Consider the following 20,162-nt stretch of genomic DNA (forward strand, 5'->3'; position numbering starts at 1 on the left):
AAAATATTTGCATACTTTCTTTTCGGTTTTCCAAGCAGCGAAATCTGCGAAAAGAGCCTACAAAAAGAACAAAAGCGCCTTAATTAAGGGCGCTTCAAAAAATGAATCTTCAGGCGTTATTTTTCAATTCAGCACATTGGAATAATTGCTCGTAATCCGGCCACTTCATGACTCTTTTTAAATACTCTTTAAAAGAATAAAACTTTTTTGCGTTTCTTTCCTGATAGATTGCTGTTATAAAAGTTTGCAAACGGACTTGGATCATAAAATAAAAGGTGCTCTCTTCTTCCAACACAGGAATATCCACGACTTTAACCTTCTGTCCAACAACATTTTTGAACTCTAGGCTTTTGAATAACAAAATATCAATCCTCTTTTATACCCGTTTGATTATATTATACCCCAATTCCTGGTCGAAATGTGTCTGTTTACGGAGATAAAAATATTTTTTTTAGGTACTTTCGTAAACTTGATGCTTGCAAGATTTAAGCAACACAACTGTTATATTAGAGGACTCCTTACCCTGAATCATGAGTACAGGTATAAAGGTCCGGAGGAAAAAGATCATAATAAAAACGTGTGGAATTCCACACGTTTTAATGTCTGTTTTATTGGAGCTTGATCAGGATCTGAATCCTTTATTATCTGGATATTTCCTCATCGATTTCCTCTTCCATATCACCATATTGCTCCTGCCACTCTTTTTCCTTCTTAAGCTTCCGTCTGTAAACAAATTTAGACAAGTTCACGCTGATCTCATACAAAACCAAAAGTGGAATCGTAACCAGAATATCGGACATGAAATCAGGCGGAGAAATGATGACTGAAATCACAATTAATATAAAGTAAGCATATTTCCTGACCTTTACCAGAACATAAGGATTAATGATTCCCAACGATGTCAAGAACATGACGACAACTGGCAATTCGAACAATACCCCGAATGGGATGGTCATATTCATGATGAATTTGAAATATTTCTCTGCCGTAAAGTTGGTAACGAGCATATCCCCGCTAAGTTCCACAAGGAAGTTCAATACTGTAGGAAAAATCACAAAGTAGCCAAAAGCAAGACCAACGATGAATAGGATGAATAACGCCGGTATATAAGAAAGTGATATTTTCCGTTCGATTGGCCTGAGTGCTGGTTTGACAAAAAGCCAAATCTGTGTGGCCAATACAGGAATCGTACCAGCTATCGCGATGATGGTGGCAAGCATGAAGTAAATCCATACGATGTCACTTGGACCTAAGACTATTAATTTTACATCCAAATCCCGGACAAAAAAGTTATATATTTCTTTCACATAGAAAAATCCTACGCCAAAGAAAATAATAAATGCTACAGCCGAAATGATCAGTCTGTTCCGCAGCTCATCGAGATGATCCACCAGATTCAATTCTTTATCTTCCATATAACAATCCCCTGCCAATTCCTTTTGGTGCTGTTCTTGAATAGCCTGTCATCTACAAGCCTTCTTTTTAAAAAAAGGTGTAAGACAAAAGCATCTTACACCTTATTTAGTGACTTTCGTGATTTCTTTCTTTTCTTCTTCAAATTCTTCCATGACATCGCTTGTCAATTCACGAGTTGATTTCTTGAATTCACGAAGCGTCTGGCCAAATGCACGGCCGATCTCAGGAAGCTTTTTAGGTCCAAAGATAATTAGGGCTAAGACAAGGATTAAAATTAATCCAGGAACTCCGATGTTTGATAACATATCAACATCTCCTTTTTCATATTGTAAATCTACTATGATTATAGTACTTTTACTCCCCAAAGTGGAGGAATGCCGTGAAAGTTCATAAGAAATTCACAAAGGCTGCGCAAGCTAATTTTCTGTGACAGTTCTTATTCTATAACATTCACCCTTAATTATCTATTATTAATATTATACCAGTAAATTAAACAACTGATTATCCTTATTCAATTCCATGAAGGCAAATCCCTTATTCTCCATGCTCGCGATCAGTCTATGGTATTCATGCTTATTTTTCAATTCGATACCAACAAGCGCCGGACCGCTTTCTTTATTATTTTTCTTTGTGTACTCAAACCTCGTGATATCATCACCAGGCCCCAGTACATCATCAAGGAATTCACGCAATGCGCCTGCCCGCTGCGGGAAATTGACAATAAAGTAATGCAGCAGCCCTTCATGTAGAAGAGACCTTTCTTTAATTTCCTGCATCCTGCTTATATCATTGTTTCCTCCGCTTATGACACATACCACCGACTTTCCTTTTATCTCATCCCGCAGAAGGTCGAGGGCTGCAATCGGTAAAGCTCCTGCCGGCTCAGTGACAATCGCATGCTCATTATATAGCTCCAGGATTGATGAACACACTTTTCCTTCTGGAACAGCAACTAGCTTATCAACATTTTCCTTACAAACGTCATATGTTTTACTGCCTACGCATTTGACCGCTGCACCATCTACGAATGTATCGATTTCCTTTAGGGGAATAACGCTATTTTGCTCAAATGCTGCGTTCATCGATGCTGCACCACATGGCTCGACCCCAATAAGCCTGGTCGTCGGAGATACGCTTTTTATATATGTACTAACTCCTGCCATCAAACCTCCGCCGCCTATACTTGCGATCAGGAAATCAACAGAGTCCTGACAATCATTCAAAACCTCCACTGCAACGGTTCCCTGCCCGGCAATTACTTTTTCATCATCGAAAGGATGGATGAATTCCCTCCCTTCTTCTTCTGCACATTCCCTTGCCTCCCGATAGGAGTCATCGAATGTATCCCCGACTAGGACAATATCAACGAATTCACGACCGAACATCTCCACCTGGCTGACTTTTTGGCCAGGTGTTGTCGCTGGCATAAAAATCTTTCCGTTGATTCCGAGCTGTCGGCAAGCGTATGCTACACCTTGAGCATGATTCCCGGCACTGGCACATACCACACCATGATCAAGCCCCTGATCCCATAATAACTTCATAGCATAATAAGCCCCTCTTAACTTGAAAGAGCGTACATGCTGCAAATCCTCACGTTTCAAATAAATATCAGCTTCATATTTTTCAGATAAACGCTGGTTCAGTTGCAATGGTGTATGGGCAACAACCTCTTTTAGATGCCGATAGGCAATGAGAATATCCTCAACACTTACCCATTTTTTCTTCATTGTTTTTTGTTCCATACTGTCACCCTCACTTTGCAAAATATTAATTTTTCCATTATAACATGAAATATCACTATGTCAGTTGAATTTTTTAAATATTTAAAAATTTTAGGCTTTCAAGTTGAATATAATGGTAGTAAAATAACATATAATAACGGAAATTACGCTGGAGGGAAATGAGAAATGGAATTTTCATTGAATAGTTATGACGGGGCTTTGCCGGTGGAGGTTACACTTGATGAGGACAACGGCCGCTACATGATTCGCAAAAGTGACACAAGCGGAGAGTATTTCAATAGTCCGTTGGAAATGGTGAAATGGATCCGAGACAACTTAAAGCCTGAGGATTTTTGCATTCCTGCAGAATTCAACCAAATGATGAATAGCCTTGCACAATTCGAATAACTCCATAACATCATCCAGCCAGATTTTCTAAAACGAACAGCCCCTGCAATCATGCAGGGGCTGTTGACATTACAGAATAGTTATGAGGCAATCCTTTTAGCATTCCGAGACTGGATGATCACATCTCTAATTTCTTCAGCAAGGGAAATTAAATCCTTATCCTTATATTGCCGGCTGTATACCGGGGGACTGATTACGACTTTTATTTTTGCCGGTTTAACTAAACGGCCGTTTTTCTCGAACACATCAGCTGTTCCTTGTATGGAAATCGGCACAATCGGGACACCTGAATCTTTAGTAAGACGGAAGCCTCCAGCCTTAAAGAGGCCTATAGGACCACCTTTGCTTCTTGTTCCTTCTGGAAAAATCACAAGTGAATTCCCTTCCTTCAAGAGCTTCGCCCCTGCCATGATGGAATCATGGGCTTTTTCACGATTCTTCCGATCAATAAAGACACAATTGATGGCTTCCATCCAGGCTGATAAAACAGGGACCTTCTTCACTTCAATTTTCGATATAAAGCCAAAAGGTTTTTCAATGGCTCCTATGAGAACAGGTATGTCAAAATTACCCTCATGGTTACTGGCAAACAACACCGGACCTTCTGGTATATGATGAAGTCCCTCAACTTCTATCTGTGACCCTGTCATTGCCATGAAAGTTTTTGACCACTTTTTTGGCGTCTCATGAATCAATTGCTTCTTAATATCTGGATTTAAATCATCCGGCAACCTTTTTAATCGTGAAAGCCTTGGTATGGTGTAAACTAGATAGCCACCCATATACAAAAAACACGCAATTAATCGAAGCATTGTTTCCTCCTAAGGTTATTCTGTTGTCATTATACTGGATATAACCTGAAGAGACTATATGTAACGGAAAATTGTATAGAAAAAGCAGCCCTAAAAAGGACTGCAATGCTTACCTTCGCTTATAGATTAAAAACTCATAATCGTATGGATTTTTTTCATCCTTCAAGCCGTTCTCTCTTGACTCAAGCTCCCATTTATCAATGTCGAACACTGGAAAGAAGGTGTCGCCTTCAAATTGGTGATGGATCATCGTAAGATACAGCTTGTCAGCGTGTGGGAGGACTTCCTTGAATATTTCTGCACCGCCGATGACGAACACTTCTTTTGCCTTGTTGATATCAGCTAAAGCTAAAAGGTCATCAATTGAATGCATCACCGTACATCCCTCGGGCTCGTATTGATCGTCACGTGTAATGACGATATTTTCCCTTCCTGGAAGGGGCTTGCCAATCGATTCGTATGTTTTCCTTCCCATGGCGATTGGATGGCCCATTGTCATGCGCTTGAAAAATTTTAGATCCTCCGGGAGTCTCCACGGCAGCTGGTTATGGTATCCGATAACTCTGTTTTCATCCATTGCCCAAATAAGCGATATCATACACTGACAACCCCTTTTATATGTGGATGCGCTTCATAATTGACCAGTTCGAAATCATCATATTTGAAATCAAATATTGATTTGACCTCAGGGTTGATCCGCATTTGCGGCAAAGGTTTAGGATCGCGTGTGAGCTGCAATTTAACCTGCTCTAAGTGGTTAGAGTAAATATGGGTATCACCAAAAGTATGCACAAACTCTCCTGGCTCAAGATCGCAGACATGAGCGACCATCATAGTCAGCAAGGCATAGGAAGCAATGTTAAATGGAACTCCCAAAAATACATCAGCCGATCTCTGGTACAGCTGGCAGGAAAGCTTGCCGTCGGCTACGTAAAACTGGAACATACAATGACATGGAGGCAGAGCCATCTTATTGATTTCAGCCACATTCCATGCATTGACAATCATCCTTCTTGAATCAGGATTGGTTTTTATAGTATGGATCAATTCGGTGATCTGATCTACCGTCTGGCCATCTGCACCTGTCCATGAACGCCACTGGTGGCCATATACTGGGCCGAGCTCCCCATTGTCATCTGCCCACTCATTCCAGATGCGCACTCCGTTGTCCTGCAGGTATTTCACATTCGTATCACCATTCAGGAACCATAGAAGTTCATGGATGATAGATTTCAAGTGCAGTTTTTTCGTTGTGAGCAGCGGAAATCCATCCTTAAGGTTGAAGCGCATTTGATAGCCGAACGTACTGATCGTACCAGTACCTGTCCGATCTTCTTTTTTCACACCTGTATTCAATACATGTTCACAAAGTTCTAGATATTGTTTCATGAATCTCCCTGCCCTTCAAAGCGTTCGATTTCTTTTCTTATTTTAGCAAATTACCCCCCAGTGGTGGAAGGCTGTATCCCTTATTTTAAATTCTCTTATAACTTTGCCATAGAATTCCGTTTTTCCTGCCAAAAGGCTCAATAATGGCAAAAAAGGCCTAATTAAGGCCTTCGATATATTGGTAGGTTTGCGGTGCTGCTTCCTTAAGCAGTTTTGCAGGCAGTCCGCCAATATAAAACATTGCAAAGCTCTCAGCAAAGTATTCTTCAGGATAATCGAGGAAATAAGCACGCCCCGGGAAAAGCAGCCTGCTTTCACGTTTCCAGATTTCCTGAAACCTTTTCTCGTGCCTGATTCCGTCATATACATGGCGGTCAAGTGAATGGGCAAATTCATGTAGTTCTAGATTGATAGAACCGTGGCCCTTTCCTTTTTCACTGCTGCCAATTTTCACAAGTACCGTCCTGGATCCCCCAATCCCGGGTACCTGATCCCATGTCTTCTCAGATGTATATCCTCGAGGAACAATTCCCTTTAAATGACTTGCCGTTGGATTATCTGTCAAACTGCCTTCAAATAACTTCACTTTAATATTGTTGTTGACCGCTTTAAAAATCATGCTTTCCGGAAGGGCGGTAAGTCTTTTTATGATCATTGCCGCTTCTGCCTGATCAAAGTCCTTTTCCGGCAGGACAATCAATCTGCCAGCCAGCCTTGCGTCTTCTGGCTGCAGTGTTTCATAGAGCAGGGATTGTTTAGGATACTCATATAGAAAAATGCCGTCCATATTCGCATTGGAGCTTCCGAGCAGCGTGAAGGAAAGTATGATAACAACGAATATTTGATAAACCTTTTTCATTTATTATCCCCTTTCCTGAAGTGTATTTCCGAAGGTGTAAGTTCAAGTGGAAGAGTTATAATTTTCGAGGGAATTTCTCTATAGTAATCTTCTAAAATTATATCATATGATTGCTTGCCTTCTGACTGAGAATTTCAGGAAGGCCAATAAATATCGTTGTTATTTGCCATAAAAAAAACTCATCCGAATCAGTAATTGGATGAGTTTTTTTTATGAGAAAGCAGTTATGACTGCTTACTTCTCGCAGTTTTCCTGAAGCTGTTTCAAGTGCTGCTTCCCGGCTTCATATAGACGCTTGTTTTCTTCCTCAATTGCCTTGATCTCCTTCATTCCCTTAAGAATGATATGATAGCATTCTTCAATCGTCTCAATCTTGATGCTTGGCGTAACAGAATGGCCGGCGACCTCCACATTGTTGGCCGCAGTGTGCTGTGCATTCCTGGTCACCACCTCATTCGTGCGCCGATTAAGCTCTTTCAGCGAATCAGCCATTAACTTCTGTCTCTTTGCTGCTGCAGCCTGTATCAATCCATCCTTGAAAATCGGGATGGTCGTTAAAAAAGCCGAGTTGACTTTGCCGATCAGTTTCTCATACCCTTGCTGTAGCAGCTTTACTTGGGGAGCAGTCTGCAAAGCAGTCATTTTCGCTATCCCAAGATCATGGATTCTTTGTTCAAGAAGCTCAATCGCATTTCGTAATGAATCAAGTTCCATGGATGACAATTGATTCCCTTTCAATTCATTTTGTTCGTGCTGTGGAAGTTTTTTTGTCTTCCATTCCTCCAGCTTCAATTCTCCCCCCACCACATATTTTTCCAGTGTCAAGGAATCCTGATGAATCTGTTCATACAGACGTTCAAGCATATTCGTCGTTTCTGTCAATTCATATTTATATTTAGATATTTTTATATAAACTTGTTCTATCTCCTTTCCTATTGACTGGTATTTGTTGTAAACCCTATCCGCCTTCTTTCCACTTTTCCTCCATAGCTTACTTAAAATTCCCCCGAAGACTGTTTCAAAATCCTTTTTGTCAAAACGATCCATGACCTTGCCTAATTGCTTTAGCATATCTCCAGAGTCCTCTACATTGGTGGTCCTCATAATGTCAAGGATGACATCAGAAAAGCGTGAAACCTCAACTGACGGCTCCTTGCCATATTGAAGGATATTGATAATATTTTCATCAATACTCCGTGCCAGCCTCTGTACCTCAGGCTCATTCCTCAATGCCAACTTAATAGGAGATATTGGCGCTACATTCTTAGACTTGCCATTTGAAGAGCTGACACTTTGATCATGAGTTGGATTCATCAGCTTAATCTCTCCTTAGGATTTTTGAGATGCCATGAAAAATCAACTTTTTAATGACTGAAGGCTCCTTTAGCTCTTGTTCGAAGACAACATCCTCCAGCCAGTGGGATACAAATGCACTTTGATCGATGTAATTTTCGATGTCACTTTGCCCCGCCGGGTTAAAAATCACGATGTCAATTCCAAATTGATTCAATAACAGCAGAAGAGCGGCATCTGGCCTGGTCAGCGATCCATTTAGCTGGTTATTGAACAGAATCAACTTGGGCACGTTCTGGGAGTAGTCGAATTTCTGCAGCATTTTCAGTATCATCTCAGGTATCTGCATTGCCTGGTTGAATAGATAAACCTTTACATCATCAACTTTCTCACTATTCCTTGGCTTAAGTTTAGGAGCTGCACATATGTTCCTGATTGCTGAAGCGAGCCCTTTTTGAAGCCCGGCAGGCAGATGACTATATTTCCAATAATGGGCACCTGCCATCTTTTCAAGATTAAGCAGCCCATCATTATCTAATAACTTTTGATAATGGAATCGGAAGTCATTGTTTGCCCCTTGAGAAAAGGGCAGACTTTTTACCAGATAGGTATTTTCCTGAAGAATTAAGCCATGAAGACGGTTCCAATATTCACGGCGATTACTTGTGACGCCATTGACTTTCGCAAATATAACCGGAATTTTCACAACCTTCGTTTGCAAATCAAAATGCGGTCTGAACATCGCCTTTTCCCCGGCTACCAGAAACATTTCGTCATATGTTGTTTTTAACGTTATGGCATTAGGATTGTAATCTCTTAGCTGCCATGGTTTATAAATCACCGTGCCGTCACAGTCGAGGATTTTTTCAATTTCCTTAGACGCCCTGAATGCCACTGTAGTTGTCTTCATCCTCACTTCTTCTGGAAATGGCTCTAGGGTACTGATTTCCGGGAAAGCATGAAAGCATATTTTTAACTTTTCCTGCTCACCTATCGATAATATGTCATTGCCCGCTGGATTGAAGGAGACAAGGTCGCAGCCCATTTCAATCAAAAAGTATATTAAAAGCTGGTGACTTTTTCTAAAGTTCCCATACCAAAGAAACGCAGGCATCCTCAGATCAGGATCCGCTTTCTTTAGTTCACTCTCGAGATGGAAAATCCAGTTAATTACATCATTGAGAACAAAAAAGAACTCCTTGCTCTCGAGCCCCTCTTTTTCCGTATTCGTATACAGTTCAATCATTTTAATCGCCGCTTCTCTTATTTGCCGATTGATCTGGAAATTCTCGACATTGGGCTGCAGCCTTCCTTTATCCAACTGTGAAACAAAGTCTCTGATGGATAAGCTCTGTTCTTTGACGACCCTGCTTATCTGCTGGATTGATTGAATATGGTCTGTAACATCTATCTTTTTCAGTGAAGAGTCGCTTAACAAGATGAGCCCGTGCGAGTGAACACAGTCATACAATTGGTTATAATATGCCTCTTCATCATGAGGAATGCCAATGAAACTCGCAACCACCTGTCCAATTTGTGTGTTTGTGCCCTCTTTCTTATAAAACGGCCGCTCACTAGAAGTGGTATTTACCATGACCAAAAAGTCGTCATATGTAACAGGCACTGGGTACATGATTAATTTGTTGTTTATAGGGTGCATAGAATCACTTCCCACTGAGGACGTTAATCTAAAAACATTTGTGATTTCAAATTGTCTGATTATACCATGTACGGGTGAAGAACCTTAAAAGTTTCATCAAGGTCCTCTTTTTCTGTGATTTCACCTTTCACTCTGTCCTCGCATATAGATGAATACTTAAACAGGGAAGGTGAAATTAATATGCGCTTTATTTATAAAAGAGAGCCTGTTGAAGAATTGCAGCTTGAATTACAGGAAGTCAGTCAAACCATGTGCTCAGGCGTTCTTGTTTTGTTTGATTTATTATTTTATTCACTTATACTCACCTTTTTAATCACTCCAGCTGCCTCGACATTATTACACGTCACCTGTACTTTTTTGCTTATCTATGTATCATTTGTCTGCCTATTCTTATTTGTCCGGAGAACTTTAAGAGTGATCGCCCCTGTAAGGGACTATGATAAGTAAATTTAGTTTTGTTCACAATCGTCCTGCAAAATAAGAAAAAGGAACAGACCTGTATCCGTTCCTCGATGCCTTTATTGGACATTTTTTTGCTGTTCATTCACTTCAGCTTTCTTTTTATTAACATAGTGCAGGACAAATGTGGCTGAGAAAGTAATCAGCAGCAGAATGAAGAAATACGCATGTTCTAAATGGAAGCCAAACACACTAGCCAACATTTTTGCCGAAATGATAAAAATCAGGATGTAGGCAGTCGTCTCAAGTTCGGGAATCTTCTCGATCAACCTAATAAAGACCCCAGCAACACCTCGCATCATCAGAACACCCAGCATACCCCCAAGGAGCAAGACCCATATTTCCTCACTGATGCCCAAAGCAGCCAGGACACTGTCCACAGAGAATGCGATATCCATTAATTCCACTGCGGCCACCGTACCCCAGAATGTACCAAACAACCGGATCAGCAGGCCGCTCTGATTGATTCCCGCAACCTCCCCACCATCATGACTCTGCTCTTTTTTCTTTTCGATAAAGTATTTGATTGCCAGCCAGGCGAGATAACCAGCTCCTAACACCTTCACCCACCAGAATTCAATTAAATACACTCCTATCCCAATTGCGATGAACCTGAACGCATATGCGCCAAGCAACCCATAGAATAATGCCCTTTTCCTCTGTTTTTCTGGCAAGTGTTTCACCATGACCGCCAGGACTAAGGCATTGTCAGCAGATAAAAGCCCTTCAAGGATGACGAGTGTACCAATAAGCCCCCAGCTGACAGGATCCGTTAAAACCTCGACCCACATATCCCAATTAAAAAACTGGACATAAGTATCAACAAACCCTTGCAGTATGTCTGCCATTCTAGATGTTCCTCCCACTTTTTGGTTCTTAGGCTTTGTACAGAAAAACCCAGCATCTGCCGGGCCTCTATAAAAACTTATTTCGTTTTTCTTAATTTAAGTCCTAAATTTGCCAAAAATATTGGGAGTCACATGTGTTTTAGCTCAAGACTGCTGCTTTTTCTTTTAGCGGGTCCTTCAATCAGCTTTTCCATTTAGGCGGAGTATTTTTCGCCCAAAATATTTTCCCGAGCTCATAATGGTTCTGGAAATTATCATGATAAGTGTGGTAATGGAAATTAAACCAGAAACCTTCCTTGGGCGGCTGGTCTCTTCTTACGTGGAATCGGATAATGTCCTTCCCACTTTCCCCGATTATATGGAAAATCTTTTCAGATTCACCACCACCAGGCATTTCTGTGATACGCAGAGAATTCAGCTTTTCTTCCGGATATTGCATTGCGACCATTTCAATTGCCTTTTCAATGTTAGGCAAAATGGTCTGCCTGAATTCATCCTCAATCACCGGGCCAATTTTTGTTCCAAATTTCTGGAAAGATTGCAGTTCTGCTTCCTTCATTGCTCTATGAATGAATGTGTCCCTCTCATCTTCCTCATCTAGGGGAACATCCAGCGATTCAGCGAAACTTGTTTCAGCAGAGGTCGATCTTTCTGTTCTTTCAGCTGTAGTTGTCAGAAAACCATTCACCTGGGCAGGAGATACCATCCCAAACGTGACAATCGAGATCATGACAACGAGAGATTTGCGCAGCCATGCGGGCATGTGGATCACTTCCTTATATGAATAGGAGTTATTATCTGTAAAAATAGCAATCTTCGTTCTCACTTATATAGTTGCTTAGAAATAGACACCTTTGGCCATAATATAAAAAATGCTTAGTATTATTATAACTTGTTTATACGTAAAATTGGGCAAAGGGTTTCAGATTTTTTAAAAATGGTAATAAGGAAATAATAGAGGCTTCTTCAATGAAGTGAAAAAGGGAGGTCATAAGTATGGAGTGGGTCGCTGTTGCAGTCAGTCTAGTTACACTTGCTTATTTTGTCTATTTGGCAATTGCGGATTAAGTATGATTTAGATTCATGACGGACAGTAAGGAATTATTGTCCGTCATGAATCTCCATGCTCAAGGTATTGGAAATTCTATTATTTTAAAAGAATGTGGTTTTGCCTCATTCTTTTTCTATGACTCCAAAATGAAATTTAGCTGTTTTTCTTCTGTACACATTGAAACCAAAATCCTCAAATCGCTTGCTTCTGAAATGGTCTTTCAGGATGACTCTTTTCCTGGCAACACGGATTGCTTGTTGAATGACTTCTTGTGAAAGCCCCTCATATATCGCGAAATGCGTAAGGCCCCTGATTCCATCCGACTCTAGTATCGATTCATCGAACATCGGGTCAAAATAAACACAATCGAAGCTATCATTTTCCTGCTCCAAAAGGAACTGGAGTGAATACCCTTGTACTACATTAATTTTCCCCATAGCATGATTGATTGCTTCATATCCAGAATCCCATGTTTTGAGTCCGGTTTTAACCAAATATTCCAGCTCAGGCCTTGCTTCTATCCCGGTGACAGATCCTGACTCCCCTACAATAAAGCTAGCTACGATACTATCGGATCCAAGGCCAAGCGAGCAGTCGAGAAAACTCATCCCTTCCTGCAGTTTTGCTGCATCTACGAGAGGATCATTTTCCCCTTTCATTAATCGTTTGATCCGGAACATAGCAGAATTAGGGTGAAAAAAGAAAGGCTCCGCATCTCCCAGCGGGAATAGTTCTAGCCTCTCCTTGCCAACTACCAGGCAATCATCCTTCACGATTTCCTGGAGCGCTGATACTGACCTTTTTTTCCTCGGTACGAAATCTGCATTAAGCTCAAGGGCTATTGCTCTTGCATTAGCTGTCATAATCTCATTTGTCCTGCCTGCTGTTGTCACAAACACACCCAACACTTCCTGACACAAATATTGATGAATTCCTTGCCTGCATAGAAAAAGGACGTCCTTAGACATCCTTCTCTAACTTATTTAGTCATGTTCTCAAGATTGATAATTACCTGTGTGAAACTAAAATATTAATGGCAAAAGCAATGAAGCTTAGCAATGAGCTTCAAATGCAGTTGTCAGGTTTTCCATGATTGCTTCCATTGGCTGGCCTTCGATATCATGGCGTGGAATGAAGTGAACGACTTCTTTCCCCTTCAACAATGCCATTGATGGTGAAGATGGCTCAAGACCTGTGAAGTACTCACGCATTTTTGCAGTTGCCTCTTTATCCTGCCCTGCAAAAACAGTCACAAGATGATCTGGCTTGTTCTCGCTGCGCAAGAGAGCTTGAGTGGCAGATGGACGTGCCAGACCTGCAGCACAACCACAAACAGAGTTCACTACGACAAGCGTTGTTCCCTCTACATTTTCCATGAATTCTTCAACTTCAGCAGCGGTAAGAAGTTCTTTGAAATCTGCACGTGTCAATTCCTCGCGCATTGGCTTTACCATTTGTCTCATATATTCTTCATATGCCATTGACATAAATATTCCCTCCCAAACAATAGTTTGCAGTGTTAGCATACTATAATATTTATGCAAAACGCAATAAAAGAACGCCTCATACTAGGAATGGACAGGCTCCTGGACAGTTTCTCCAGCGAAAAGATCGGTTACAGCGCCTTTTGAGGAACAAGAAACAAGTCTGGCGTATTTAGCCAGTGCACCTCTCTTTGGAAGTGGCGGCGGAGTCCAGTTTTGCCTGCGAACCGCAAGCTCCTCCTCACTTAACGCAACCGAGATCAGCTTCTGTTCACTATCAACCGTAATCACGTCCCCATCTTTTATTAATGCAATCGGACCGCCAACCTGTGCTTCAGGGGCAATATGGCCTATAACCAGTCCGTGACTGCCGCCCGAAAACCTTCCATCTGTCAGCAGTGCAACACTTTCTCCAAGGCCTTTCCCCACCAGGATTGCTGATAGGCTCAGCATTTCAGGCATACCCGGTCCTCCCTTTGGACCTTCATACCGGATGACCAATACGTCTCCAGCGACAATTTCATCAGACATCACTGCTTTTGAAGCTGACTCTTCATCATCAAAAACCTTTGCAGGACCAGTCATACTTTTAACCTTTAATCCCGATACTTTTGCCACAGCGCCATCGGGTGCAAGGTTCCCTTTTAAAACAACGAGCGGACCATTCTTTCTGAACGGCTCGGCTGCAGGGCGAATGACTTTTTGGTCAGGTTTTAAGTCAGGAAAGTCCTTAAGATTCTCTTCGAGTGTTCTTCCCGTAACAGTGAGGCAATCACCGTGGAGCAGTCCTTCTTTTAATAAGAGTTTCATGACTGCAGGAACCCCGCCAGCATAGAAGAGATCTTGCATGACATATTTGCCGCTTGGCTTCAAGTCGGCAAGATGAGGGACTCTTTCCTGGATCCTATTGAAATCATCCAGAGTCAGGTCAACTTCAGCAGCGTGTGCAATGGCCATTAGATGCAGGACAGCATTTGTGGATCCCCCAAGAGCCATTACGACCGTAATCGCATTTTCAAAAGCCTCCTTCGTTAAAATCTGTCTTGGACGAAGGTCTTGCTCCAGCATCTGATAGACCACTTCTCCGGCTTTATAGCAATCCTCCCGCTTTTCATCCGTTTCTGCTGGGTGTGATGAACTTCCTGGCAGGCTCATGCCAAGGGCCTCGATAGCGCTGGCCATTGTATTAGCAGTGTACATCCCTCCACAGGATCCAGAACCTGGACAAGCTTGGCACTCAATCTTATGAAGTTGTTCATCACCGATTGCACCCTTGTTATACTGGCCGACACCTTCGAATGCTGACACGATGTCGATGTCCTTTCCATCTAGATTTCCGGGTTTGATTGTTCCTCCATAAACAAAAACAGAAGGAAGGTCCATTCTGGCAATCGCCATCATGCAGCCTGGCATATTTTTATCACAGCCTCCAATGGCAACGAAACCGTCCAGACTTTCCCCCTGGACCACTGTTTCAATCGAATCAGCAATTAAATCCCGACTTGGAAGCGAATAGCGCATTCCGTCTGTTCCCATCGATATTCCATCCGATACAGTGATAGTGTTAAAAATCAACGGCGCTCCACCTGCTGCTCTTGCACCCTCTTTCGCTTTCACTGCTAGCTTATCAATATGTATATTACAAGGAGTCACCTCACTCCAGGTACTCGCTATTCCAATCATCGGCTTTCTGAAATCATCGTCGCTGAAACCAACCGCACGCAGCATTGCTCTGTTCGGGGCCTTTCTGGCATCATCACTAAATACATGGCTCTTGATCCTTAAATCTTTTCCCATTGAATGTCCCTCCCGATTTTTTATTCACTACATTACCTCTTTTTAGGGATGATTGCAATAATTATCTAAATATTTTAATTATTAAAAATAAGTAAGCGTATTCATAATTAATTTAATAAGGAAAATCATTAGAGTGAGCAAAAACCAGAATCTTTATCTCCAGAAAAAAACACCCTGGACGTTAATGAATAATGTCAAGGGTGTCTTGATTTTTTATTGTTTTCTTGCTTCCGTCATCTGTTTCCAGACTGATCCTTTTGCTTCCTCGCCATGCTCGATACGGGCAATCGCCAGTTTCACCTGCATGCTTACTTCGAATTCAGCGTCATCTTCTGCAGCCTTTAACGCAGGAAGTGCCCTTTCATCACCTGCTTCATAAAGGAACATTGCCGCTCTCCAGCGGACAAGCTTGCTTGGGTCCTTTAGTGCTTCCATCATTTCGTCCATTGCTTCCGTAAAACCAAGGTCCGATAAGCAGTCACCCGCTGTCCGGCGAACGGTTACTGTTTTGTCGTTCAAGGCTTTGTATAGCAATGGCAGGACATTTTTATCTTCAATCATTCCCAAATATACAGTTGCCAGGCGGCGTATGGATGCTTTCTCATCTTTCAATGCTTTTTCCAGCATCGGCAGGTCCTCTATAGTAGGATCTTCCATTTGCTCAAGAAGCTGGTACCTGATCCGCCAATCCGGATTTTCCAAATCAGCTTCTGTGATCCTGATTTTCTTCTTTGCTGCTTTGATCTGAGCTTCCTGTCCTGGATTTTTAGCAAGCTTGACAAGCTCCTCCAGCCTCTCAGGAGGATATGCCGCCAAAAGCTCTTCAACAACATCATTACCTACCTGTTCGAATTCCCCGTAACGGACTCCGAGTTCTTTCCAACGGCGGACCATTACTACATTATCGTCAGGAGTCTGTACCTCACCTACTTTTGTTACGAAGGATTCTGGCAGGCCAAACCGCTTTTCTTCTGTGCCATCTGTCAACTTTACCTGCATCGGAATTCCCTTATAGACTTGAACAAGAACCTTTACTTCTCCAAAATGCTCATTGATTTCAGGTGCAGAATCACTAGATTCCTCGGCATCTTCTCCGAACGCCTTCCTCACCTCAGGAAGGATTACTTTCCAGTCAAACTTCGCATTTCGTTCGACCGCCAGGAAATCTGCAACATGGTAAACCCCTTTTACCCCTTCAATTTCCAGTATGTTCAAGACGACTTCCGGAGCCCCGGCCGCCGAATCCTTTTTATAGTTATTGCTCTTGCCCATAGGAAGTTCTTGATCCAGATTGATCTTCATCGTATTCGGGCTTGGCGTTGGTTCAATTGATACAATTTTCATATTCCCACCCCTTTATATTTTTCAGGAATGAAGCCATTTTAACATAATGAGTGATAGATAGCATTTCGAAGCTACTTCTGACCATTTGTTCTGACAGCTTTACTTGTTATCTCTTCGTACCTGTCAGAAGTTGCTTCTTCTTTTGACAGCTTTTCCTCTTTTCTCTCTGAACCTGTCCGAAGTTGCTCTTTCTTTTGACAGCTTTTCATATTTTCTCTCTGAACCTGTCCGAAGTTGCTCTGTCTTTTGACAGCTTTACCCCTTTTCTCTCTGAACCTGTCAGAAGTTGCTTCTTCTTTTGACAGCTTTACTCCTTTTCTCTCTGAACCTGTCCGAAGTTGCTCTGTCTTTTGACAGCTTTACCCCTTTTCTCTCTGAACCTGTCAGAAGTTGCTTCTTCTTTTGACAGCTTTACCCCTTTTCTCTCTGAACCTGTCAAAAGTTGCTCTGTCTTTTGACAGCTTTACCCCTTTTCTCTCTGAACCTGTCAAAAGTTGCTCTGTCTTTTGACAGCTTTACCCCTTTTCTCTCTGAACCTGTCAAAAGTTGCTCTGTCTTTTGACAGCTTTTCCACTTTTCCCTCTGAACCTGTCCAAAGTTGCTCTGTCTTCTGACAGCTTTTCCTCTTTTCCCTCCGAACCTGTCGGAAGTTGAACTGTCTTTTGACAGCTTTTCCTCTTTTCTCTCTGAACCCGTCAAAAGTTGCTCTTTCTTTTGTCAGCTTTTCCTCTTTTCTCTCTTTACCTGTCCGAAGTTGCTCTGTCTTCTGACAGCTTTTCCTCTTTTTGCTTCGAACCTGTCCGAAGTTGCTCTGTCTTCTGACAGCTTTTCCTCTTTTTGCTTCGAACCTGTCAAAAGTTGCTCTGTCTTCTGACAGCTTTTCCTCTTTTCCCTCTGAACCTGTCAGAAGTTGCTTCTTCTTTTGACAGCTTTTCCTCTGAACCTTTCAAAAGTTAATATATCCGATGGAAGATTCCCTCAAAAAAGCAAAAAAAAGACCTGGTTTCCCAGGCCTTATTCGTTTTCGGCAAGCTCAGATAAATAGCTCCATCTTTCAATTAGATACTCTAACTTCTCATTCAGTTCTTTCTCTTCATTCATCAGAGCCTGGCCCTTTTCAAAATCACTTCCGATATTGGCCATTTCTGTCTGCACTTCTTCCAGGCGCTCTTCTGTACCTGCGATTTTATCTTCGATTTCTGCCCATTCTTTCTGTTCCTTGAAGGAAAGCTTCTTTTTCTTGGGCTTTTCTGTCTGCTCCACCCTCTCCTTCTTCGGCACTGAAGGAGCTGCTTCTGGTTTCGGTCTTTTTTCAAGGTATTCAGAGTAGTTGCCGTAATGCAAATCAGTCTGGCCATTTCCCTCCAGAACCAAAAGCAAATCGACAACTTTATCAAGGAAGTACCGGTCATGGGATACGGTTATGACGACACCGGGGAAGTCCTCCAGGTAATCTTCCAAAACAGTCAATGTCTGTGTGTCCAGATCATTCGTCGGCTCATCCAGCAGCAGGACGTTTGGTTCTTCCATTAAAAGCTTCAACAAGTATAGTCTGCGTTTCTCGCCACCGGAAAGCTTCCTGATTGGAGTTCCATGGGAATAAGGCGGGAACAGGAATCTCTCGAGCATTTGTGCAGCCGATATTGTCTTGCCGTCAGTGGTATGGACGATCTCCGCTGTTTCTTTCAGGTATTCAATTACGCGCTTACTTTCGTCCATATCTTCATTTTCTTGGGTATAATAAGCAATCTTCACAGTTTGCCCGGTAATGATTTCACCGTCATCAAGACTGATCCTGCCTGCAAGAATATTCAACAAAGTCGATTTACCTGTCCCGTTGCGGCCGATGATTCCCAGTCTGTCTCCAGGCTTCACGAGAAGGTTAAAGTGATCCAAAATCACCTTGTCCTCATATTTTTTTGATGCTTCTTTCAGTTCTAGCACCTGCTTACCCAGGCGACTGCCACTTAAAGAGATATCGAGTTTTTCTGAGGACTTCACATTTGACACTTCTTCATCCAATTTGTCAAAACGCTGGATTCGGGCCTTCTGTTTAGTTGTCCTCGCTTTAGCTCCGCGCCTGATCCACTCGAGTTCCTGCCTGAACAAGTTCTTCTTCTTTTCAAATGTTGCGGCTTCGTTTTCCTCGCGAATTGCCTTGGCTTCAAGGAAGCTCGCATAGTTGCCTTTATAGCTGTATAGATTTCCGCCATCAAGCTCAAAAATCCTGTTGGTCACCCTGTCAAGGAAATAACGGTCATGGGTGACGAGCAGAAGAGAACCTGAATATCTTGAAAGATAATCTTCAAGCCATTTTACCGTCTCATAATCGAGATGGTTCGTGGGCTCATCAAGAATCAGCAAATCCGGTGATTCAATCAACACTTGAGCAAGGGCGACCCGTTTCTTCTGCCCGCCTGATAGCTCACCCATTTTTTTTGAGAAGTCAGAAATCCCAAGCTGCATGAGAATGGATTTCGCAGCAGTATTGGCATCCCAGCCATCTGAACTATCCATCTTCCTCTGCAGCTCATAAAACCTCTCCTGAAGGCCCGGGTCATCAGGTTTTTCACCCAATTCAGAAAGAATGACCTCATAATCTCGCATCAATTTTAAGATGGGGGCTTCTCCGCTAAAAACCTGGTCAAGAACCGTTTTATCATGTTCCATTTCAGGCTGTTGAGAAAGAAACGAGATTTTATAATCTTTCGCAAAGATCAGGTCTCCCGAATCCGGCTGGTCAATGCCCGCTACGATTTTGAGTAAGGAGGACTTCCCTGTCCCATTCACACCAATCAAGCCGACTCTTTCACGCTCGCCAATTGTAAAGGTAATCCCATTGAATAGCTCTTTTTCACCATATGTTTTTGTCACGTTTTCAATCGTGATCATTTTCATGCCTTACCATTCCATTCACTGTAAAATTGATCAAGGAAAGTTTCCATGAATCTATGTCTTTCCTCTGCCAGTTGTCTTGCATGCTCAGTATTCATTTTATCTTTTAGCTTCAAAAGCTTTTCGTAAAAGTGATTGACCGAAGAGCTGTCGCCTTGCCTGTATTCTTCCAGTGTCATCTGGTCCCTGACATTCAGCTCAGGCTCATAGATCGGGTGGCCTTTTTTACCGCCAAATGCAAAAGTCCTTGCAATCCCTATGGCACCAAGAGCATCAAGCCGGTCAGCATCCTGGACAATCTCCGCTTCGATGCTGTCAAGCTCAATCACCCTGCCGCCTTTATAAGAAACTGTTTCGATACAGTTCTTGATTCTTGAAACGAGTTCGCTCTCGATTTTTATGCTATGCAAAAATGAATCCAGTTTAGCCCATCCTGCTTCTTCCGATTCATTCAATTTATCATCTGGTATATCGTGAAGCAAGGCAGCCATTTCGATAATGAACCAGTCACCCTTCTTCTCCTTGCTCCATATAAGCCGGGCATTCTTCCTGACCCTGTCAATATGGTGCCAGTCATGCCCGGAAGAATCCTTGCCAAGCTCAGCTTTGACAAATTCCTCTGCCATTACGATTTTATCTTCCATGTGAACACCCACTTTCCTACCGAACTCATTTTACCATAGAAACTGTTTAGTGATAGCAGGTTATATACTTGGTATCTCG

19 protein-coding genes are annotated in these 20,162 nt (G+C 42.2%); 1 reads left to right on the forward strand and 18 read right to left on the reverse strand.

All coding sequences use genetic code 11. The features are described from left to right. Positions 1 to 109: 109 nt before the first annotated feature. The 4 genes from RH061_RS14515 to ilvA all read right to left on the reverse strand — a co-directional run bounded on the left by RH061_RS14515 (position 110) and on the right by ilvA (position 3,161). On the reverse strand, positions 110 to 361 hold the full coding sequence (locus RH061_RS14515) for a DUF2535 family protein (protein ID WP_311071197.1): 252 nt from the start codon (positions 359 to 361) through the stop codon (positions 110 to 112). Positions 362 to 641: 280 nt separating this feature from the next. After that, entirely contained in the window at positions 642 to 1,415 is a 774-nt protein-coding gene (tatC, locus tag RH061_RS14520; protein WP_311071199.1) for a twin-arginine translocase subunit TatC, read from the reverse strand. A 102-nt stretch (positions 1,416 to 1,517) separates the two neighbouring features. Beyond that, positions 1,518 to 1,721, reverse strand: a complete 204-nt coding sequence (locus tag RH061_RS14525; protein ID WP_167834439.1) for a twin-arginine translocase TatA/TatE family subunit — start codon at positions 1,719 to 1,721, stop codon at positions 1,518 to 1,520. Between the two features lie 171 nt (positions 1,722 to 1,892). Next, positions 1,893 to 3,161, reverse strand: coding sequence for a threonine ammonia-lyase IlvA (ilvA, locus tag RH061_RS14530; RefSeq protein WP_311071203.1), 1,269 nt, complete (start codon positions 3,159 to 3,161; stop codon positions 1,893 to 1,895). 165 nt (positions 3,162 to 3,326) lie between these two features. Between ilvA and RH061_RS14535 the strand changes: the two genes are divergently transcribed. Further along, entirely contained in the window at positions 3,327 to 3,548 is a 222-nt protein-coding gene (locus tag RH061_RS14535; protein WP_311071204.1) for a hypothetical protein, read from the forward strand. An 80-nt stretch (positions 3,549 to 3,628) separates the two neighbouring features. Here the strand turns inward: RH061_RS14535 and RH061_RS14540 are convergent, their stop codons facing one another. The 14 genes from RH061_RS14540 to RH061_RS14605 all read right to left on the reverse strand — a co-directional run bounded on the left by RH061_RS14540 (position 3,629) and on the right by RH061_RS14605 (position 20,083). Continuing rightward, a complete protein-coding gene (locus tag RH061_RS14540) occupies positions 3,629 to 4,360 on the reverse strand; it encodes a lysophospholipid acyltransferase family protein (RefSeq protein WP_311071205.1) in 732 nt (243 codons plus the stop codon). Positions 4,361 to 4,469: 109 nt separating this feature from the next. After that, entirely contained in the window at positions 4,470 to 4,958 is a 489-nt protein-coding gene (locus RH061_RS14545) for a dihydrofolate reductase (protein ID WP_311071206.1), read from the reverse strand. Then, a complete protein-coding gene (locus RH061_RS14550; RefSeq protein WP_311071207.1) occupies positions 4,955 to 5,749 on the reverse strand; it encodes a thymidylate synthase in 795 nt (264 codons plus the stop codon). Before RH061_RS14550 ends, RH061_RS14545 begins: the two co-directional genes overlap by 4 nt. Before the next feature lie 157 nt (positions 5,750 to 5,906). Next, positions 5,907 to 6,608, reverse strand: coding sequence for an anthrax toxin lethal factor-related metalloendopeptidase (locus tag RH061_RS14555; protein ID WP_311071208.1), 702 nt, complete (start codon positions 6,606 to 6,608; stop codon positions 5,907 to 5,909). 234 nt (positions 6,609 to 6,842) lie between these two features. Next, the gene (locus RH061_RS14560) at positions 6,843 to 7,922 is read right to left on the reverse strand and encodes a toxic anion resistance protein (RefSeq protein ID WP_311071210.1); all 1,080 of its coding nucleotides are present in this window, start codon (positions 7,920 to 7,922) and stop codon (positions 6,843 to 6,845) included. A 4-nt stretch (positions 7,923 to 7,926) separates the two neighbouring features. Beyond that, positions 7,927 to 9,561, reverse strand: coding sequence for a YceG family protein (locus RH061_RS14565; protein WP_311071211.1), 1,635 nt, complete (start codon positions 9,559 to 9,561; stop codon positions 7,927 to 7,929). Positions 9,562 to 10,079: 518 nt separating this feature from the next. Then, positions 10,080 to 10,868 carry a TerC family protein gene (locus RH061_RS14570; protein ID WP_311071213.1) on the reverse strand — a complete coding sequence of 263 codons (789 nt, stop codon included), beginning with the start codon at positions 10,866 to 10,868 and terminating at the stop codon, positions 10,080 to 10,082. A gap of 181 nt (positions 10,869 to 11,049) precedes the next feature. Continuing rightward, positions 11,050 to 11,631, reverse strand: coding sequence for a YpjP family protein (locus RH061_RS14575; RefSeq protein WP_311071214.1), 582 nt, complete (start codon positions 11,629 to 11,631; stop codon positions 11,050 to 11,052). 410 nt (positions 11,632 to 12,041) lie between these two features. Then, positions 12,042 to 12,818 (reverse strand): class I SAM-dependent methyltransferase, encoded by a 777-nt coding sequence (locus RH061_RS14580; RefSeq protein WP_311071216.1) that lies wholly within the window; start codon positions 12,816 to 12,818, stop codon positions 12,042 to 12,044. 153 nt (positions 12,819 to 12,971) lie between these two features. Next, positions 12,972 to 13,406 carry a BrxA/BrxB family bacilliredoxin gene (locus tag RH061_RS14585; RefSeq protein WP_311071218.1) on the reverse strand — a complete coding sequence of 145 codons (435 nt, stop codon included), beginning with the start codon at positions 13,404 to 13,406 and terminating at the stop codon, positions 12,972 to 12,974. Positions 13,407 to 13,487: 81 nt separating this feature from the next. Then, entirely contained in the window at positions 13,488 to 15,200 is a 1,713-nt protein-coding gene (gene ilvD / locus RH061_RS14590; RefSeq protein WP_311071220.1) for a dihydroxy-acid dehydratase, read from the reverse strand. 213 nt (positions 15,201 to 15,413) lie between these two features. Then, positions 15,414 to 16,544, reverse strand: coding sequence for a conserved virulence factor C family protein (locus RH061_RS14595; RefSeq protein WP_311071223.1), 1,131 nt, complete (start codon positions 16,542 to 16,544; stop codon positions 15,414 to 15,416). Between the two features lie 1,014 nt (positions 16,545 to 17,558). After that, complete coding sequence (locus RH061_RS14600; protein WP_311071224.1) at positions 17,559 to 19,442, reverse strand: ABC-F family ATP-binding cassette domain-containing protein; 1,884 nt, start codon at positions 19,440 to 19,442, stop codon at positions 17,559 to 17,561. After that, positions 19,439 to 20,083: an HD domain-containing protein gene (locus tag RH061_RS14605; protein WP_311071226.1), complete on the reverse strand. Its 645-nt coding sequence runs from the start codon at positions 20,081 to 20,083 to the stop codon at positions 19,439 to 19,441. Before RH061_RS14605 ends, RH061_RS14600 begins: the two co-directional genes overlap by 4 nt. Positions 20,084 to 20,162 lie beyond the last annotated feature (79 nt).

Origin of the sequence: Mesobacillus jeotgali (genome assembly GCF_031759225.1) — a bacterium.
In the GTDB taxonomy this organism is placed as follows: domain Bacteria; phylum Bacillota; class Bacilli; order Bacillales; family Cytobacillaceae; genus Mesobacillus; species Mesobacillus jeotgali_B.

Excerpts from the sequence above, each read along its gene's own strand:
- tatC (WP_311071199.1), bottom strand. The coding sequence starts at position 1,415 with ATGGAAGATAAAGAATTGAATCTGGTGGATCATCTCGATGAGCTGCGG.
- RH061_RS14525 (WP_167834439.1), bottom strand. The coding sequence starts at position 1,721 with ATGTTATCAAACATCGGAGTTCCTGGATTAATTTTAATCCTTGTCTTA.
- ilvA (WP_311071203.1), bottom strand. The coding sequence starts at position 3,161 with ATGGAACAAAAAACAATGAAGAAAAAATGGGTAAGTGTTGAGGATATT.
- RH061_RS14535 (WP_311071204.1), top strand. The coding sequence starts at position 3,327 with ATGGAATTTTCATTGAATAGTTATGACGGGGCTTTGCCGGTGGAGGTT.
- RH061_RS14540 (WP_311071205.1), bottom strand. The coding sequence starts at position 4,360 with ATGCTTCGATTAATTGCGTGTTTTTTGTATATGGGTGGCTATCTAGTT.
- RH061_RS14545 (WP_311071206.1), bottom strand. The coding sequence starts at position 4,958 with ATGATATCGCTTATTTGGGCAATGGATGAAAACAGAGTTATCGGATAC.
- RH061_RS14550 (WP_311071207.1), bottom strand. The coding sequence starts at position 5,749 with ATGAAACAATATCTAGAACTTTGTGAACATGTATTGAATACAGGTGTG.
- RH061_RS14555 (WP_311071208.1), bottom strand. The coding sequence starts at position 6,608 with ATGAAAAAGGTTTATCAAATATTCGTTGTTATCATACTTTCCTTCACG.
- RH061_RS14560 (WP_311071210.1), bottom strand. The coding sequence starts at position 7,922 with ATGAATCCAACTCATGATCAAAGTGTCAGCTCTTCAAATGGCAAGTCT.
- RH061_RS14565 (WP_311071211.1), bottom strand. The coding sequence starts at position 9,561 with ATGCACCCTATAAACAACAAATTAATCATGTACCCAGTGCCTGTTACA.
- RH061_RS14570 (WP_311071213.1), bottom strand. The coding sequence starts at position 10,868 with ATGGCAGACATACTGCAAGGGTTTGTTGATACTTATGTCCAGTTTTTT.
- RH061_RS14575 (WP_311071214.1), bottom strand. The coding sequence starts at position 11,631 with ATGCCCGCATGGCTGCGCAAATCTCTCGTTGTCATGATCTCGATTGTC.
- RH061_RS14585 (WP_311071218.1), bottom strand. The coding sequence starts at position 13,406 with ATGTCAATGGCATATGAAGAATATATGAGACAAATGGTAAAGCCAATG.
- ilvD (WP_311071220.1), bottom strand. The coding sequence starts at position 15,200 with ATGGGAAAAGATTTAAGGATCAAGAGCCATGTATTTAGTGATGATGCC.
- RH061_RS14595 (WP_311071223.1), bottom strand. The coding sequence starts at position 16,544 with ATGAAAATTGTATCAATTGAACCAACGCCAAGCCCGAATACGATGAAG.
- RH061_RS14600 (WP_311071224.1), bottom strand. The coding sequence starts at position 19,442 with ATGAAAATGATCACGATTGAAAACGTGACAAAAACATATGGTGAAAAA.
- RH061_RS14605 (WP_311071226.1), bottom strand. The coding sequence starts at position 20,083 with ATGGAAGATAAAATCGTAATGGCAGAGGAATTTGTCAAAGCTGAGCTT.